The organism is Anaerostipes stercorihominis (assembly GCF_057535655.1).
In genome coordinates, this window is record NZ_BAAJCL010000004.1 from 110988 (window position 1) to 127940 (window position 16953).

The 16953-nt window shown below is 40.1% G+C and carries 14 protein-coding genes and 5 tRNA genes; 5 read left to right on the forward strand and 14 right to left on the reverse strand.

The annotated features are described in order from the left end of the window. Positions 1-90: 90 nt before the first annotated feature. The 3 genes from AC27EF_RS06060 to AC27EF_RS06070 all read right to left on the reverse strand — a co-directional run bounded on the left by AC27EF_RS06060 (position 91) and on the right by AC27EF_RS06070 (position 887). Positions 91-161, reverse strand: a tRNA-Gly gene (locus AC27EF_RS06060). Between the two features lie 6 nt (positions 162-167). After that, positions 168-240 (reverse strand) — tRNA-Phe (locus tag AC27EF_RS06065). A gap of 134 nt (positions 241-374) precedes the next feature. Beyond that, entirely contained in the window at positions 375-887 is a 513-nt protein-coding gene (locus AC27EF_RS06070) for an HAD domain-containing protein (RefSeq protein ID WP_487109593.1), read from the reverse strand. 241 nt (positions 888-1128) lie between these two features. On the opposite strand from AC27EF_RS06070, the gene AC27EF_RS06075 reads away from it, so the two are divergent. Then, a complete protein-coding gene (locus tag AC27EF_RS06075) occupies positions 1129-1335 on the forward strand; it encodes a DUF378 domain-containing protein (protein WP_487109594.1) in 207 nt (68 codons plus the stop codon). Positions 1336-2031: 696 nt separating this feature from the next. On the opposite strand, the gene AC27EF_RS06080 is transcribed toward AC27EF_RS06075, so the two are convergent. Then, a tRNA-Gly gene (locus AC27EF_RS06080) sits at positions 2032-2104 on the reverse strand. 119 nt (positions 2105-2223) lie between these two features. On the opposite strand from AC27EF_RS06080, the gene AC27EF_RS06085 reads away from it, so the two are divergent. Then, entirely contained in the window at positions 2224-2556 is a 333-nt protein-coding gene (locus AC27EF_RS06085; protein ID WP_487109596.1) for a hypothetical protein, read from the forward strand. Between the two features lie 26 nt (positions 2557-2582). On the opposite strand, the gene AC27EF_RS06090 is transcribed toward AC27EF_RS06085, so the two are convergent. The 3 genes from AC27EF_RS06090 to AC27EF_RS06100 are packed head-to-tail and all read right to left on the reverse strand — an operon-like array spanning position 2583 to position 6348. Continuing rightward, entirely contained in the window at positions 2583-4070 is a 1488-nt protein-coding gene (locus AC27EF_RS06090) for an AAA family ATPase (protein ID WP_487109598.1), read from the reverse strand. Next, positions 4060-5376 carry a vWA domain-containing protein gene (locus tag AC27EF_RS06095; protein WP_487109599.1) on the reverse strand — a complete coding sequence of 439 codons (1317 nt, stop codon included), beginning with the start codon at positions 5374-5376 and terminating at the stop codon, positions 4060-4062. Before AC27EF_RS06095 ends, AC27EF_RS06090 begins: the two co-directional genes overlap by 11 nt. Before the next feature lie 12 nt (positions 5377-5388). Then, positions 5389-6348: a leucine-rich repeat protein gene (locus tag AC27EF_RS06100; protein ID WP_487109600.1), complete on the reverse strand. Its 960-nt coding sequence runs from the start codon at positions 6346-6348 to the stop codon at positions 5389-5391. A gap of 342 nt (positions 6349-6690) precedes the next feature. On the opposite strand from AC27EF_RS06100, the gene AC27EF_RS06105 reads away from it, so the two are divergent. Next, complete coding sequence (locus AC27EF_RS06105; RefSeq protein ID WP_487109791.1) at positions 6691-6933, forward strand: hypothetical protein; 243 nt, start codon at positions 6691-6693, stop codon at positions 6931-6933. Positions 6934-7531: 598 nt separating this feature from the next. Here the strand turns inward: AC27EF_RS06105 and AC27EF_RS06110 are convergent. The 6 genes from AC27EF_RS06110 to AC27EF_RS06135 all read right to left on the reverse strand — a co-directional run bounded on the left by AC27EF_RS06110 (position 7532) and on the right by AC27EF_RS06135 (position 12913). Next, positions 7532-7617: transfer RNA gene (locus tag AC27EF_RS06110), tRNA-Leu, on the reverse strand. Positions 7618-7621: 4 nt separating this feature from the next. After that, positions 7622-7703: transfer RNA gene (locus tag AC27EF_RS06115), tRNA-Tyr, on the reverse strand. Between the two features lie 60 nt (positions 7704-7763). Continuing rightward, the gene (gene ftsH / locus AC27EF_RS06120) at positions 7764-9620 is read right to left on the reverse strand and encodes an ATP-dependent zinc metalloprotease FtsH (RefSeq protein WP_487109601.1); all 1857 of its coding nucleotides are present in this window, start codon (positions 9618-9620) and stop codon (positions 7764-7766) included. Positions 9621-9635: 15 nt separating this feature from the next. Further along, positions 9636-10154, reverse strand: coding sequence for a hypoxanthine phosphoribosyltransferase (gene hpt / locus AC27EF_RS06125; protein ID WP_487109603.1), 519 nt, complete (start codon positions 10152-10154; stop codon positions 9636-9638). Continuing rightward, positions 10111-11478 (reverse strand): tRNA lysidine(34) synthetase TilS, encoded by a 1368-nt coding sequence (gene tilS / locus AC27EF_RS06130; RefSeq protein ID WP_487109604.1) that lies wholly within the window; start codon positions 11476-11478, stop codon positions 10111-10113. Before tilS ends, hpt begins: the two co-directional genes overlap by 44 nt. A gap of 31 nt (positions 11479-11509) precedes the next feature. Further along, positions 11510-12913 (reverse strand): SpoIIE family protein phosphatase, encoded by a 1404-nt coding sequence (locus AC27EF_RS06135; protein WP_487109606.1) that lies wholly within the window; start codon positions 12911-12913, stop codon positions 11510-11512. A 114-nt stretch (positions 12914-13027) separates the two neighbouring features. On the opposite strand from AC27EF_RS06135, the gene AC27EF_RS06140 reads away from it, so the two are divergent. Continuing rightward, on the forward strand, positions 13028-13831 hold the full coding sequence (locus AC27EF_RS06140; protein WP_487109607.1) for an MBL fold metallo-hydrolase: 804 nt from the start codon (positions 13028-13030) through the stop codon (positions 13829-13831). 351 nt (positions 13832-14182) lie between these two features. Beyond that, positions 14183-15673 carry a ribosomal protection-like ABC-F family protein gene (gene abc-f, locus AC27EF_RS06145; protein ID WP_487109608.1) on the forward strand — a complete coding sequence of 497 codons (1491 nt, stop codon included), beginning with the start codon at positions 14183-14185 and terminating at the stop codon, positions 15671-15673. A gap of 92 nt (positions 15674-15765) precedes the next feature. Here abc-f and AC27EF_RS06150 read toward each other — a convergent pair whose 3' ends face one another. Continuing rightward, on the reverse strand, positions 15766-16920 hold the full coding sequence (locus AC27EF_RS06150) for a mannitol dehydrogenase family protein (RefSeq protein WP_487109609.1): 1155 nt from the start codon (positions 16918-16920) through the stop codon (positions 15766-15768). Positions 16921-16953 lie beyond the last annotated feature (33 nt).

A 16953-nucleotide genomic window follows, 5' to 3' on the forward strand; every position in this document is an offset into this window, starting at 1 on the left:
AATAAAACAAAACTTCGTCTATTCTATAGGAAAGTGAAGAATTCTCTAATTATCAAAAAAAGAAGAATGACATAAACATTCTTCTTCACAAGCGGGTGATGGGAATCGAACCCACGTGATCAGCTTGGAAGGCTGGAGTTCTACCATTGAACTACACCCGCATATCATGCCCAGAGCCGGAATCGAACCAGCGACACGAGGATTTTCAGTCCTCTGCTCTACCGACTGAGCTATCTGGGCTTTTCAACTGGAAAGTGTCAATCTTTGTCTTCTTTCCCCGCATCTCTGCGACTTCTATACTTTACCATATTCAAGAACAATTGACAAGTCATTTTTTGAAAAAATTTTGTGAACTCCACTCCTCCTATTTTTAATCACCGATTTTCTGATTTCCATCGTTTCCAAAATTTCCAAAAAGGAGGTTTTTTTAAAATACTAATTGCTCGTTCTGCATGCTCCCTCTGTAATCCTCCGGTACAAAAGTCTGTCTTGACCAAATATTTTTCATATCCATGTCTACGCCAATCATAATCCCCATCATCCAATATTACAAAATTCTCCACCGGTTCCGAACTTTTTTCCAGCCAGTCCTTAATCTCATCTTCCCGTCTTCCATTGCTCAAATACTCCGTTTTATCAATAATTCTCAATTGATATTTCTTCAGAGTATCCACCAAAAGTCTGCACCAGTCCTGTACATTGTCGCTGTGTTTTGTCCATCCATATCGCCAGGAAGATGAAAGTACAATGCTGGCTCCGGTTGCATCCACAATTTGTTTCAAATATTTAATATTCTCTTCATCAATGGGTACCAGCTCTTCTTTACATTTTTCAAATAAACTCTGAGAATTTAATACTCCATCCACATCCAGAAAAATAACTTTCATTTCCATTCCTCCTTCATGGCCGCTGATTTTCTGGTGATCCATTGTTTCTCATATATTTTGTTCTTATTATACTCTCTCTTCCAAAAAAAGGCAATGAAGTGTCTTGGTCCCTAAAATTAATTTCATAAATTTCTTGCTAAAATGTATAGTTTGATTACTTGCAACGAATACTATCTTAAGTATTCTTTATATCACCTGCGACAAGATTGCAGGTGTACTCTTAAATAACAAGGAGGATTTTATGGGAAACAAATTTTTAGATTGTACCGCGCTTACGATTGTAATTATCGGAGCGATCAACTGGGGGCTCATTGGATTTTTCCGTTTTGATCTGGTTGCTTTTCTCTTTGGAGAAATGACCGTTGTAACACGAATCATCTATGATCTGGTTGGCATCTGCGGTTTATACCTTCTGGCATTCTACCGATATTGTGGAAAACAGATATAAAGAATATTTCATTTTTTATACAGGCACATTTTCTTCCATGAAATGTGCCTGTGTCCTTATGAAACAAAAAGCTGCTTCTGTGAATCTTCATTTTTGTTCGTAAATATTTTAATTTCTCTGCCAGCAAACCCGGATTTATATTTTTTTCTGCAAATAAATCATATTTCCCCTCATCAGTTACGATACACTCACATTTAATCCCCTAATCGTCTAATACATACATTGTTCATCGGCTAACAACAAGGGAAGAAATTGTTTTTTATTCTCTTTGATTTCTTTCATTTTCATATCAGTACCCTCTCTCAATTTCCAATTTTCTTAATTTTGGAAAGTATTCTCGTATTTTCCCAACGGTAATCCCTTTACCATACGGAATTTTTTTGATTACTTTGTCATAGTCGATTGGCGATGCAAAATACATTTAACTTCCATCATATTTTTCAATACTTTTCTGGTCTGTAATGATTTGAAATCGTTTGCCATTTTTGCCACCTCCTACTTGAAGGATAATCTGTTTATCATTCCTATGCCCACATCCAGCGCAGGCAATCCGCAAAGGCGGTAACGGACTACGCAGATAAGATATTTTAGGACTTTAACCAAAAACTTTAACCATTGTAAAAATATTGGTCGGAGAAAAAAAGAAAGCCTCCTAAAAATAACCATTTTAAGCTATTTCTAAAAGGCAACAAAAAAAGCGATAGACGGGGCTCGAACCCGCGGTCTCGACCTTGGCAAGGTCGCGCGTTACCAACTACGCCACTATCGCTTATATCTGTTCTTCTTGAGAACAAGGATTATTTTACCTCATTTCTCTGTTGCTGTCAACATTAATTTTTAATTTTTTCCACAGCCAGCTGTGCAGTGATAAGATGAATCTGTACTTCGATGCGCTTTTATCTGCTTTCCCACCGGAATGCAATTACAGTACAGAAGTCTACGCACAAGTATGGACCGGAATTTAAAAGAAACTATTATGTGCGGGCCGAGGAAATCTCCCAGCGCCTCAGTCAAAATTTAAGAATTCCCCCGAAAGATGCCTATGATCTGCTGCTGTCCGTCTATTATCATGCAACAGGTCTGCAGTGTTCCTGCCAGAAAAACCCTCTGGTCGAACAGGCAATTCAGAATCTAAATATGAAAATCCCGGAAATAGATTTCCGGGATAACTTAAAAAAATTTATTTACATGAATATTCAATATTACACAAAAAAATCATGAACCGATGCTTTTTGAGTTTCTCAATTTCAGAAGCTTTTCTCCAACTCATCCAGCTCTGATAAAATACTTTGCTGCTGTTCATCAAACAGAAGGCCTTTGTTATACTGAAAATATTTGTCGCATTGATTTTCCTGAAGATACCATACACTAAAATAATTCACATTTAATTCTGTCACAAAGACAACCATCTCCTGACTTTCTCCGAATGCCTGTTCCATAAACTCAAAGGCATGCGTGAGTGCCCGATCCGTCTGGTCCAGAAGCGCCTCCCGTTTCTGGGTCTCTTCTGCAAATTTCTCTCGAATCCTGTCAAACAGTTCCAGACCTTCCGCAGCTTCTTGTTTTGTCAAAGTGTGATAGGCTTCCAGACAGGAAAGAACCTCCAAACATATCTGTTTTTCCTCCATTCCTAGTTTTTCTTCCTTTTTCTTTTGTTCCAAGATTGCTTTGGCCTCCTGTATCACCTGTTCCAGAGATTTTCCTTCCTTCACTTGCTTTAACCAACCAAACAATTCTGTCACAAAAGCATCCTTTTTCCAGCAATCATAAAACATCTCTGAAAGCTTTGCATTTAACAGCCCCACAATGCTTAATGTTTCATCGAATGACGCAAATTTCAATTTTCCTATGGTTTCCTGTGAAAATTGTCCTTTTAAGATTCCTTCAATTTTATAATCTTCTTTATATTTTTTGTACAATTCATAATAATTTGAAAAATCTTTTGCTATTTTGCTGTGCTGAAGGTACTGAAACGTAACTTCCCGGTCGATTTTCTTTCCAAGTTTTTCATAGATTTTCATCAGCTGAGACAGATCCTCCCAGCCTCTGGCAGTCACAAAAGCTTTTCCATCTACCGTTGTCTCCATTCGATAAAAACATTCTTTTTTAATTTCCAAATAGGAAAGAATTGCTCCGTGAATTCCCACCCGATAGGCATATTCTTTCCAGACTTCATAATCCGGCTCCACATCTATTTTCTTCATCCGGTCTAACGTTACCACATCAAATTCCCGAACAGACTTATTGTACTCTGGAGGATTTCCGGCTGCTACAATCATCCAGCCTTCCGGAACCCGCTGATTTCCAAACATCTTGTTCTGCAAAAATTGCAGCATTGTCGGCGCAAGCGTTTCAGAAACACAATTAATCTCATCAATAAATAAAATTCCTTCCTGATGTCCTGTTTTCTCAATTTTTTCATAGACTGTGGCAAGAATCTCACTCATCGTATACTCCGTAACGGAATACTTTGTGCCTCCGTATTCTTTTTCCCGGATAAACGGAAGCCCGACGGCACTTTGTCTGGTGTGATGGGTGATGGTATAGGCAACCAGTCCAATTTCACATTCTCTTGCAATCTGTTCCATAATCTGAGTTTTTCCAATGCCAGGAGGTCCCATCAGCAGAATCGGTCTCTGCCGGATGGATGGAATTTCATATTCCCCATAAGAATCTTTTTTTAAATATGCCTCAATTGAGTCTTTAATTTCCTGTTTTGCTCTTTTAATATTCATCCTTTTCTCCTTCTTTCAAATCCTCTGCGTCTACAATCAATTTCACTGCCCACGCCGGAACATCCACGTCCTCATATTCTTCCTGCATAAAAATAAACGCGGTTTCATACGGCGGCATTTTCTGCGGATAAGTTCCTTTTCCATCCGTAAAATAAACCAATCCTTTCAGATTGTAAAACTCCCCTGTTTCGATCATTTGATTCACATATTCAAAGGCAGGACGGAAGTCGGTTCCTCCTTCCCCGATCAAATCCAAATGTTCCATATACGCTTTTAATTCCTTTTCATCTGTTATTTTCCGGTCATTTTGCACCGTATCATCACACTGAATCATATGAATATTGACTTTGCGAAAGAAACTCTCTTCTTGCGTCAAAACGTCATAGGTTTCTTCTAAAAATTTCTTTACCAATTCTCCGGAACATGACATCGACGTGTCAATGACAATCACAAACTCCTCCACTTTTTTTACTTCTCTCCACTCCTGTGGTTCAATCAACGGCATATTGCCATACATGGACAGTCCATAGCTATAAAAATTGTAGTCAAAAGTTTCGGGATCTACACTGATTTCTTCTCGCATCACTGCAAATTTTCTTAAAAAGCTGCGATAATCATACCGCTCTCTGTTCTCTACCCGAATCTGCCCGATCAGACCTCCTGCCTGCCTGGATTCCTCACCGGAAAAAGTCTCCATATCTGTTTCTGATGTTTCACTGATGTTTTTCCATCGATTCTCAATCTCCTGATGTAGCTGTTGTCCGGGATCCTCCGGCCAATACTGGTGGCTGTCCACATAAAACTCCCGACGAAGTTCCTGTATTTTTTCTTCTTCCAACCTCCATTTCACGATTTGACGATAGATTCCTTCTGCCGTCAGTACTTTCAAATCTTTTTCAAGACCTGCATATATATCTTTCCGAAGTCTGGTCTGCGGCTTATGAATACATTTTAAAAACCAGCCATCTAAAATGGATTCTGCGGCAATATCACAGGATAAATTCCACAGCTGCTTTTCTCTGTTTTTCCGCCTTGTCACATGATGCAAAAGGCAGTGCATCACCATATGAAGATATGCACGGTTTGTACCGACTCTGCTCTGACGATACAGTCCCCCCAGCCACGCCGGATGAAAAAAAATGCTTCGTCCGTCCGTTGCCACTGTATCAATGGTCGGATCTATCACATAATTAAAACTGCTTAACGCTACATCCAGAAATCTCATATGAATATACAATTCATTTCGGGTTGTTCCGAGTATTCTGTTCCCAATCTGATTCAATCGCTCTTTCAAATTTTGTTCCATGCTGCCACCCTTTTATAATTCAAACGTTTTCCTCTTTTGGGGAAATCTTTGGTGTTGTTCATTCATCAAAAAACTTAAAATCTCCATTTCCTCCTCGGCAGATGCCCATGCAATGGAGGAACGAATGCCTTCTTCCGTAAAAAAATTTTCCTTAGAGCACAGCCGCAAAAAAGGCATTCTTTCCCGCTCTCCCAGATATTCCATCATTTCCGCCTGATGCTCTTTCACATATCCCTCATACTGCATCCACGCATACTCTGTCATATTCACCGGATAAAGCATCCTCGCAGTTAAAATTTTCCACACAATCCGGGAAGCCTCCTGTACTGCCGCCACAGGAAATAAATCATCGTACTTCCGATAATCAATTTCTCCGCGAAAAAAGCACTGACGGTAAGGATACCCTGTTCCATGAAAGTGATTCTCTATGATTCTTGCCGGCGTGTTCTCCACAGCCTCCTCATAATACTCCGGAAACACCAGATGCGCTTTCTTTCCCAACTCCATGAAATGAATCTCTGCCTCTAACAAATATCTGGTATCCTGTACAATGTCTCTGAGGGCGCTTTTCTTCCCCTGATGAAGATGAAGGACAATCTTTTTTAACTTACACCCCGTAAAAATTCCCGTTCCAGTCCTCTGCAATGCCTCGGAAAAACCCAGTACTTCCATGTTCACACACCCGTAAAATGCGTATTTGCCAATCTCTGTTGTTTTCACCGGAAGATATATCTCACGGACTTTATCACCGCACAGCAGATCAACGCAATCTTCTTCCAGAATTCCTTTCTCCTCCTGAAAAACTTTTGCCTCTTCCTCTTTTTTCTTAAAAGACGAGAATGCATAATCTCCAATTCTAGTTATCGGCTTTCCCTCAATCTCATTGGGAAGAATCAATATATCCTCCTTCCCAAAGCATCTTAAAAGCTCAAGTGTTCCATCCTTTAATTCTCTGTAATGAATTTTTATCATAACTTCACTCTCCCGGCTTTGTCTCTCAACGTCACAACTTTATTGTAGCACAGGTTTTTATAAAATCAAAAGAATTCTGCATACATTATATTGACCTCTATCTATAGTTCTGCTACGCTAAATTCTGTCAATTTCAGAAGAAATTATCTGCCACCGGGTAGGAAATGCAGCTGCATTCATCTCACATCATTAGGTCTTTGAAGATGTGTCATGGATGCTTCTTTTTTTGGAGGTATTTTTATATCATGAACAACAAAACAACTTCCTTTTTTTCTTTTTGATCGGGAAAATCACCTTACTCTGACAGCATCGTTTATCGGAGCTGTATCGTTAATTTTCTGTATAAAAGGGAATCCTTTCGGACAATTCCTCATGGTTGTCTTTAGTGTTTTCTATGGAATCATTTCATTCTCCTTTTCTTATTATGGTGAAATGATTACGTATCTCGGCATGACCGCACCCATGGCTGTCTTCTCTCTTTTTTCATGGCTGCACAATCCTTACTTCAGCTGTGACTTTTGCTTTTTATTTTATATTAGACGCTGTGCACACCGCCAATCTACTTCCCAGTACCATCTCTGTTGACACCAGCTTTCTGGCAGTATCTTTAACTTTTTTCAGAAGTCCTTTTTATGCCGCTGCCTATGCAGCCAATGATCTTGTGCTGATCCTTCTATGGGCTTTGGCAGCGCTTAAGAACTCATCTTATCTTTCCTTTCCGTGGTGCTCTGTTTTGTAATCTTTTTCGGAAATGACATTTACGGCTTCCTTAACTGGTCCAGAATGGAAAAACAGCAAAAAAGAAAATATGATTCAAGACGAGCGTGAGAAGGATATCCGAATTCACCGGGACGCTTTCAGCGGATGGGGTGTTGTAATCCTTGGTATCCTGATTATGATCTTAAAGCTTTCAACGCACAATCACCTGCAGATATTATATCCATCCTATTTTGTATGTCCGGACTCGGTTTTGTCTATGAAGGAATTCACCTTAGAAATAAACGGACAGGGGTTTTCGGAATCGTCTTTCTTTTCCTTTCCATTTACTTTTTTTATAAATTTTGTATGGGGTTATTTTAAATGGATGATAAATTAATTTTAAAAAACAGATTAAAAGAAAAAAGAAATGAAAAAAAATGCTTCAAACCCTCTGTTTACAAAGGTTTAAAGCACTTCACACAAATGCCGCAGACCGGAATCGAACCGGTACTCGATTTAACTCGAACAGGATTTTAAGTCCTGCGCGTCTGCCAGTTCCGCCACTGCGGCAAAATGGTGGGAGAAGGATTCGAACCTTCGAAGGCGGTGCCAACAGATTTACAGTCTGCCCCCTTTGGCCACTCGGGAATCCCACCAAGCAATTACCTGACAATTAGAGATTATACGTGATTGTCAGATAAATTGCAAGCGTTTTTTTAGTTTTCTTCCATATTTTTTGAAAGATCTACTTTCTCTTCAAACAATGCCTCAAATTCCGTACGATTAATTCGTTCTTTCTCTAACAGAAGCGCTGCACACTTATGCAGTACCTCCATATGCTCTTTAATCATCGCTTTTGCATCCTGATAACACTGATTTACAATACGTTTCACTTCCTGATCAATGATTGTCTGTGTATTTTCTCCAAACGGACGCTGCTGCCCAATCTCTTTTCCTAAAAATACCTCATCCGGTTCTCCGCTGTCATAGTTAATCAGTCCAAGCTCATCTGACATACCAAATTTTGTAACCATGGCTCTTGCATACTGTGTTACCTGCTTAATATCCTGCGAAGCTCCCGTTGTAATATCATCTAAAATTAACTCCTCTGCGATTCTTCCTCCAAGACTGACCATAATATCCTGAATCATCTTTCCGCGTGTCATAAAAACATTATCATTCTCCGGAAGCGGCATTGTATAGCCCGCAGCTCCTGTACCGGTCGGAATAATGGAAACCGTATAGACCGGTCCCACATCAGGGAGCAAATGGAATAAAATTGCATGACCGGATTCGTGATACGCAGTAATTCTTCGCTCGCTCTCCGGTACAACCCGGCTCTTTTTCTCTGTTCCGATTCCCACTTTAATAAAAGACTTATCAATATCTTCTTTGACGATATACGCCCGATCCTCCTTGGCTGCCTGTATCGCTGCCTCATTCATCAGATTTTCAAGATCTGCGCCGACAAATCCCGCAGTTGTTCTCGCAATATCATGAAGATCCACATCATCGCCCAAAGGTTTTTCCCGACAATGTATTTTCAAAATTTCCTCGCGACCTTTCACATCCGGACGTCCGACACCCACTTTTCGGTCAAAACGTCCCGGTCTCAGAATGGCAGAGTCCAGAATATCTACACGGTTGGTTGCCGCAACTACAATAATCCCCTGATTGACACCAAAACCGTCCATCTCAACCAGCATCTGGTTTAAGGTCTGTTCTCTCTCGTCGTGACCTCCACCCAGTCCGGAACCTCTTCTTCTTGCCACTGCATCAATCTCATCAATAAAAACAATACATGGAGCATGACGTTTTGCGTCCTCAAACAGATCGCGGACACGCGCCGCTCCTACTCCCACAAACATCTCCACAAAGTCTGATCCGGAAATACTGAAAAACGGTACATTCGCTTCTCCTGCCACAGCTTTCGCAAGAAGAGTCTTTCCTGTTCCCGGAGGTCCGACCAAAAGGATTCCCTTTGGTATTCTGGCTCCGATCTTCACAAATTTACCCGGATTCTTTAAGAACTCTACGACTTCTTCCAGTTCTTCTTTCTCCTCTGTCAATCCCGCAACATCCTGAAACGTAACTTTTTTTCCTCGTGGATCGGCAAGCTTGGCTCGACTCTTTCCAAAGTCCATCATCTTGCCGCCTCCGCCTCCATTTTGGCGCATCATCATTACCATAAAGAACACGACAACACCAATTGGCAGAATAATTCCAACCAAATTGGAAATCATTTCTCCGCTGTGATCAATTCCCTTAATCTTCAGATTTTTCTCAAGATCCGGATCTGCTTTCTTAATCTCCTCAATTGCCTGATTTACATCCGTCACTTCACAGGTCTTATAATCATCTCCGCCATAATCTGCGGTAACCGTTCCTGTCGGTACTTCTTTATTCTGCTCAATGGTTACTTGTTTCACATTTCCTGCCTTTGCATCCTTTAAAAACTGCTGGTAGGAATAATCTCCTGATCCGGATTGAAACATACTCATAAAATAATAAATTCCAATCACCAGCAAAAGTATAACCAACAGAAATCCGTTGCTGCTTCTCTTTGAGTTCAAAATCTTGTCTCCTCTCTATTCTTCCGCTACTCCAATATAAGGAAGATTACGGTATTTTTGCGCATAATCCAGTCCATATCCTACCACAAATTCATCTGGTACTTCAAAACCAACATATTTCACCTCAACATCCACTTCTCTGCGATCCGGTTTGCTCAGCAAAGTGCACAGGTTCAAAGATGCGGGACCTCTGCTCTCAAGCATCGGTTTCAAATGATTCAGTGTCTTTCCGGAATCAATAATATCTTCTACAATTAACACTTCTTTTTCTGCAATCGGCTCATCTAAATCCTTTGCAATCTTCACAATTCCTGATGACTCTCTGGAATTTCCGTAACTGGATACGGACATAAAATCTATCGTTACAGGAACTGTAATCCTCTTTGCCAGCTCACAGGCAAAAAATACACTTCCCTTTAAAATCGCAATCAAGTGAACTTCTTTTCCCGCATAATCCTTACTGATCTGTGCTCCCATCTGGGCAATTCTTTCATTCACCTTTTCCTCTGAAATCATAACTCTGATTTCTCCCATCACACTCATCTCCTTCTCTTTTGAATTCCAGCCTTAAAAAACGACTGGTTTCCTCTGATATTTTATAATGATCGCTGACTCTTCTGCCAACAATCCAGACAATATGGCTGCCGTCTGCCACGAGAGGTATTGTATCCCGTACAGCTCGCGGAACCTTTTCATCAATAAAATACCGACTGAGTAATTTTTTCTTCTCTTCTTTTCCAAAAACGAAAAAATCCCCAGGTCTGCGGCAGCGTAATTGCAGATCATTTTCTATTTTATCATAATCAACGATTTTGATACAATCTTTTTCCGAGATATTTGTAAAATCTGTCATTTCTTCCTGAAAAAGCACCCCTGTTCCTTCGGAAAGCTCTGAGGATTTCAAAAGCAGCAGAAACTGATAACTTTTTTCAGCAACCATTCCATATGGCAAAGAAATTCGCTTTCCGGTCCCTTTCCCCGCCAGCTTCCACACATCCAGCACATGCCGCTTTTCCAAATCTTTCTTTTGTTCTGCCAGCCGCTCCAATCCCATCTTTATGACTTGTTTCTGCATCCAGGGATGTTCTCCGGCAAGCGCTTCACTGTCGATTCGATATCCTCTCTCTGTGGACTGTGCTAATCGCTCAAATACATCCTGCACCTGATTCATAAGATATTCTCCGGCTTCCCGAAGATCCTCTGCAAGAAATGCCAAATGCTCCACTGCCTGATCGTTTACTTTTTCCAGCAGCGGAATCACCTGATTTCTCAGCCGATTTCTTGCAAAGACATTCTTCTGATTGCTGCCGTCTTCCATCCAGATCTGATCCATTTGTCTTAATTCATCCTGAATTTCCTGCTTCTTGATACACAAAAGAGGTCTTACAATCGGTACATCCAATGGCTTCATCGCTCCCGCACCGTAAATTCCGGTTCCCCGCACTGCCCGGAATAAAAGAGTTTCTGCCTGATCATTCTGATGATGAGCCACAGCAATTTTCGTTCCTTTTTCTTCTCTCATCACTTGATCAAAGATCTTATATCGTACCTTCCTTCCTGCCTCCTCCAAAGAAATCCGTTGATTCCTTGCCACGTTCATCACATCCACCGAAAAAGTTCTGCACTTTACCCCCAACTGTCCACATAATTTCTCTACAAACCGCATTTCATCCACAGATTCTGGACGAATTTGATGATGAATGTGTACTACCGTAAAGGTCAAAGACATTTGTTTTCTTAATTTGCACAATACATGCAAAAGATAAACAGAATCCGCTCCTCCCGAAACACCGACGATGATATGTTCTCCCTCTTCTATTAACTTTTCATTTTTTATAGATTCGATTACTTTTCTCATAGTATCACTTTATCATCCCCGCATGATTTCTTCAATACTTATCCCAGATTCCCAAAACAAGGATCGTCATATCATCCTTTTTCTCATAGCCTTTTGTATGCTCAATTTTATGGAATAGCTCGTCTGCCAGCGCCTGGGGACGAATTGCCTGAATTTCTTCTATGTATTTCCCGATCCTCTCTATCCCATTCCCCGGAATTGAATCAAGGACTCCGTCACTCACTTGAATCAACAAATCTTCACTCTCGAATTTTTTCCTGCAGAACGGAAGCGGCATCTCCTTCATTACCCCCACAGGCATGCCCTCCATTTCAAGGATTTCTGTCTTCCCTCTCCTTTTCAAAAAGCTTGGACATGCGCCGATTTTCAAAAAAGTTCCCACTCCTGCAAACAAATCCAGCTGAAAATAATCCAGCGTTGCATACTGCTCCTTCTGTGGACGCGGCAAAAAAATAGACTGCAAAAGCCCGATGGCCTGATCCTGAGCAATTCCCGCTTCCAACAACTCCTCCAGCATTTCAATGGTGCGCTTGCTCTCTCGATTTGCTTCTTCTCCGGTTCCCATACCGTCAGAAATCATCGAGACAAACCGTCGCTCTCCAATTCTGCCCATGGAAAAGCTATCTCCGTTCTTTTCCCCCTCAACACAGGAAGCACAACGAATTCCGCTCAATACATGGAATTTTGCTGCGGAAGTAAAACCAAACATTTCATATCTGCTTCCGATCATTTTCTTTTGACTGGGAAGAGGATTCATTTTACGTTTCAATAGTTCCGACAATAAAATCGACGCTTGTCTGACACTAATTTCTCTTCCTTTTTTCTTCTTCACAAACAAATAAATCTGCTTTCCTTTTTCCCGATTCTCATAAAAATAAATTTCTTTGATTTTCATATGCACCTGTGAAAATCCCCTGACAATTTTCTGATAAAGTTCTGCATTTTCTCTGGATGACATGCCAAATTTCCCCTCAGAAAATTCTCCCAGCATCTGCCCCGCTTCAATATACTGACGCCCTACTATCCTGCGCATCTGAACCATGCCCTGCTCCATCGCGCGAAAAAATAATTCCCGCTCATAAATCCGATTGGCTTCCTCCACAAAATCCTGTTCCCGCTTGCAGGAATGACAGCTTCTTACATCCGCAAGACTCAATCCTCCCTGTTCTTCCATCAGCTGTCCCAGCCGATCCTTATCTTCCACTGTAAAACGGCAGCCTTTTTGATCTCTGCACCCTACACATTCTTTCAGAATTACGCTTTCTACGACCTTTCTTCCACTTTTTCCCTCGGGAAGCTCTTTATCATAACTGCAAAATAATTTCCCCGCCGTCAACAAGCATTGCTGCATCTCTTTCATATTATAGTGGATCATTTCATTAAAGTCCTGAAATAATTGATGTTCTTCTGTTTCCTTTTTACGAATGATTTCCATACTCTAGTCCTCCTCCTCTTCATCATAATGAAAATCAAAAAAAATATTTGTCGATTCGTGGAAATGTTATATAATATACAAAACAAAAAAATATTGCACAGCAAAGGAGAGCTTATGGATCAATTGATTGTTTTAGGTACGGGAAATGCTCAGGCCATCCACTGTTACAACACCTGTTTCGCTATGAAAAAGCAAGATGAATATTTTCTTGTAGACGCAGGAGGTGGAAACGGCATTCTTACTGCTCTCGATACCGCACAAATTTCATTGGAACAGATTCATCACATTTTTGTCACTCATGCACATAACGATCATATTTTAGGCATGGTTTGGATCATCCGCATGATTGCCACTTCAATCAATCAAGGCACCTATGAAGGAAATCTTCATATCTATTGTCACGAGGAACTGGTAAACACAATCAAGCTGCTAACGAAATTAACTGTGGGAAAAAAGTTCTATCGTCACTTTGATGAAAGAATCTTATTTCATGTTGTTCATCATAAAGAAACTTTGGAACTTCTTGGCGATCAGATTACCTTTTTTGATATTGCTTCTTCCAAAGAAAAGCAATTTGGTTTCTCTATGATAATGGAGCAGCAATTAAAACTTTCCTTCCCGGGAGATGAGCCGTATCATTCCGGACTGCTTGAGTTTGTCATGGATTCAGACTGGCTGCTCCACGAGGCATTCTGTCTTTACAGTCAGAAAGATCAGTTTAAGCCATATGAAAAACACCACAGTACTGTCAAAGATGCCTGTGAACTCGCCACCTCCCTTCATATTCCAAATCTGGTTCTATGGCACACGGAAGATCATAATTTAGCTCATAGAAAGACAGCCTATCAACAGGAAGGACGTCAATTTTACAATGGAAATTTAATCGTGCCAGATGACCAGGAAATCATTGTATTTTAGTTTCTGTAAATGTTGACTTCTCTTTTTCTTGTTGATATACTAAAAGCAGTTTTTTAGATCGGAGATGATAAGATGTTCACTTTTTCTTGTTAGAAATTTTTTAACATAGCTATGCCTGAGTCAGCAGATTTTGCTGTCAGTACAGTTATGTCTTTCTTGCAGGAAAGGTGAAAATTCTTAGAAACAAAACAGCGCATATCAATTTCTTTTTCGATTTTCAAATTTGTATTGTTATGCCCTAATGGTTGTAAGAAAGAACTTTTCTTGCAGCCATTTTTATTTATAATACTAGGAAAGTTCTGACTTTCCTATAGTAACGATCCGCCTTATTCTGAAAAGGAGATGATTGCAATGTCTTTTATTCATGTTTCAAACCTTTCATTTTCATACGATCAATGTTATGACCCGATTTTTTCCAATACCAGTTTACGAATTGATACCAGTTGGAACCTGGGTTTCATCGGAAGAAACGGACGCGGAAAAACTACCTTTCTGAAGTTACTGCTTGGCAAATATAAATACAGTGGTGAAATTTATTCGGATGTGACATTCGAGTATTTTCCTTATACCGTAAAAAACCCAAGTCAAATGGTATTGGACATCATTCAGGAAATATGCCCCAATGCCATGGATTGGGAAATTTTTTGTGAACTCAATCTTCTGGATGTAGATTGCCAGATTCTGTATCAACCCTTTGAAACGCTTTCCAATGGAGAACAAACCAAAGTGCTGCTTGCCGCAATGTTTCTGATTTCCAATGGATTTCTCCTAATTGATGAACCCACAAACCATCTGGATGTTACCGGTCGGGATTCTATAAAAAACTATTTAAAGAAAAAAAATGGGTTTATCCTTATTTCCCATGATCGAGTACTTTTAGATGAATGCATTGATCATGTGCTTTCCATCAACCGCTGTAATATTGAAATTCAAAAAGGAAATTTTTCTACCTGGCAGGAAAACAAAGAACGTCTGGACCATTTTGAGCGAACTCAAAACGAAAAATTGAAAAAAGAAATCAAACAGCTTTCCCACGCTGCAAAGCGTACAAAAAAATGGTCAGATCAGGTTGAAAAAACAAAAAACGGTTCAAAAAATTCCGGTTCCAAGGTGGATAAAGGATTTATCGGACACCGCTCAGCAAAAATGATGCAGCGTTCAAAAAATATTGAAAACCGCCGGCAAGCTGCCTCGCAGGAAAAATCAAGGCTTTTAAAAAATATTGAGCAGACACAGCCTCTTTCCCTGCACCCGCGTACCTATCACAGTACAAAACTGCTTTTCTTACAGGATGTTTCCATTTTATACGACTCCCGCCCGGTATGTGACAATATTTCCTTTTCCCTGTATCATGGAGACCGCATTGCTCTTCAGGGCAAAAACGGCTCCGGAAAATCCAGTATTCTTAAACTCATTTGCGGAGAAGACCTGTCCTTTCAGGGAACCTTTTGGAAGGGAGGCGGACTAAAAATTTCTTATGTTCCCCAGAATACATCTTTTTTGCATGGAAATTTGTCAGAATATGCTCTGGAAGCCGGGATTGAGGAAAGCCTTTTTAAAACAATTTTAAGGAAATTAGGATTTTCCAGAATCCAGTTTGACAAAGATATCTCTTCTTTCAGCAGTGGACAAAAAAAGGAAGTTTTACTTGCAAAAAGTCTCTGTGAGCAGGCACACCTTTATGTTTGGGATGAGCCGTTAAACTATATTGATGTTTTTGCCAGAATCCAAATAGAACAGCTGATTTTAGATTTTGCTCCAACGATGATTTTCGTAGAGCATGATACTACCTTTACAGAAAAAATTGCTACAAAAACCTATTCAGTGCTATATAATTCTTAAGAAAGATTGAAAAAACCACCTCATCCTGTCTGTGATTTCTCACAAACAAAACAAGGTGGTTTTTATATTGAAAAGAAAAATGAGAAGCTATTTTATTGAATCCATCCTTTTTCTTCTAATTTTTTATATTGGTTTAAAACAGCGTTTGTAATTGGATGATCCTGAGCAAATCCAATATGCTTGCTGACTGCTTTTTCAATTCCCAGCTGTCTGACATCTCTCTGTAAATCAATCGCTTTGGGATCCTTCGGCTGAGCATACCCAAACCCTGCGGCAATCCCCATTGCAATATAGTCAAACGGTACACCATGTTTCAGATTTGTTTCCGCTGCTCCTGTCAGACGATCTCCCTTTGAAAGTTTCCGAATCGGGTCATATCCCACACGATAAATCGAATCCGGAAGGATCCCTTTTGCCGGCGCAAAATAAACAAGATGGTGCAGTTCTTCCGGAGTAACCGGATACTCTTTCATAATTCCTTCGGTAATCTCCCGGCTTAATTTCTCTACAATTTCTGAAATCTCTGGATCTGCCTCTGCTTCCGGAATGGTCTGATATCCTTTTAAATATCCCAGAAAAGCCAATGTAGCATGGGGTCCGTTTACCGCCGTTACTTTTATATCCTTCAGCATTTCAATTTTGTCAGTGACTTCCATCCACTCTACATCGCTGAAATCATTATACACCGGTCCCTGTATTAACAAAGAGTTGACTGCCACAGTATCAATCTGAGTATCATAGTTGCTTGCCGCATCAGTACTTCTGCGAATGATAGAATCACGAATGACAACGTGATCCTCGAACCATTCTCTGGTGCGTTCAGACAACAGCTCCTTAAAATCTTTTTCAATTTCCGGAATTAAGTAGTTTTTATTGGTGATGCAGATCAGCGTTAAATTTCGTTCCGGATGAACCTGATAAAATCTTTCAAAACATTTCGATAAATAATGACCTGCCTCTTTAAAATCTTCGGGATACAATGGAAGAACAATTAAATCTGTTTCCAGAAAGGCTTCCATGCAGCTATATTCTTCATCGCATGTATATGCTTTAAAGTTCGTAATGGTTCTGTTTTGAATCTCATCTACCCGATGTACCTTCACCTGAAAGCTTCCTGTCTTCTCAAGCTGTTCTTTCACTCTCGGATCTTTGTCAAGAAATGCGATCTTCCATCCCGCATTATCAAAAGTCTCAGCAATAAATCCTTTTCCAAGTCTTCCGGCTCCTACAATTAAAACATTTTTCATCTGCATTTCCTCCGTTTCATCTCTCATGATAAA

Coding starts and splice junctions, on each gene's coding strand:
- AC27EF_RS06070 (WP_487109593.1), bottom strand. CDS start 887: ATGAAAGTTATTTTTCTGGATGTGGATGGAGTATTAAATTCTCAGAGT.
- AC27EF_RS06075 (WP_487109594.1), top strand. CDS start 1,129: ATGGGAAACAAATTTTTAGATTGTACCGCGCTTACGATTGTAATTATC.
- AC27EF_RS06085 (WP_487109596.1), top strand. CDS start 2,224: ATGCGCTTTTATCTGCTTTCCCACCGGAATGCAATTACAGTACAGAAG.
- AC27EF_RS06090 (WP_487109598.1), bottom strand. CDS start 4,070: ATGAATATTAAAAGAGCAAAACAGGAAATTAAAGACTCAATTGAGGCA.
- AC27EF_RS06095 (WP_487109599.1), bottom strand. CDS start 5,376: ATGGAACAAAATTTGAAAGAGCGATTGAATCAGATTGGGAACAGAATA.
- AC27EF_RS06100 (WP_487109600.1), bottom strand. CDS start 6,348: ATGATAAAAATTCATTACAGAGAATTAAAGGATGGAACACTTGAGCTT.
- hpt (WP_487109603.1), bottom strand. CDS start 10,154: ATGGGAGAAATCAGAGTTATGATTTCAGAGGAAAAGGTGAATGAAAGA.
- tilS (WP_487109604.1), bottom strand. CDS start 11,478: ATGAGAAAAGTAATCGAATCTATAAAAAATGAAAAGTTAATAGAAGAG.
- AC27EF_RS06135 (WP_487109606.1), bottom strand. CDS start 12,913: ATGGAAATCATTCGTAAAAAGGAAACAGAAGAACATCAATTATTTCAG.
- AC27EF_RS06140 (WP_487109607.1), top strand. CDS start 13,028: ATGGATCAATTGATTGTTTTAGGTACGGGAAATGCTCAGGCCATCCAC.
- abc-f (WP_487109608.1), top strand. CDS start 14,183: ATGTCTTTTATTCATGTTTCAAACCTTTCATTTTCATACGATCAATGT.
- AC27EF_RS06150 (WP_487109609.1), bottom strand. CDS start 16,920: ATGAAAAATGTTTTAATTGTAGGAGCCGGAAGACTTGGAAAAGGATTT.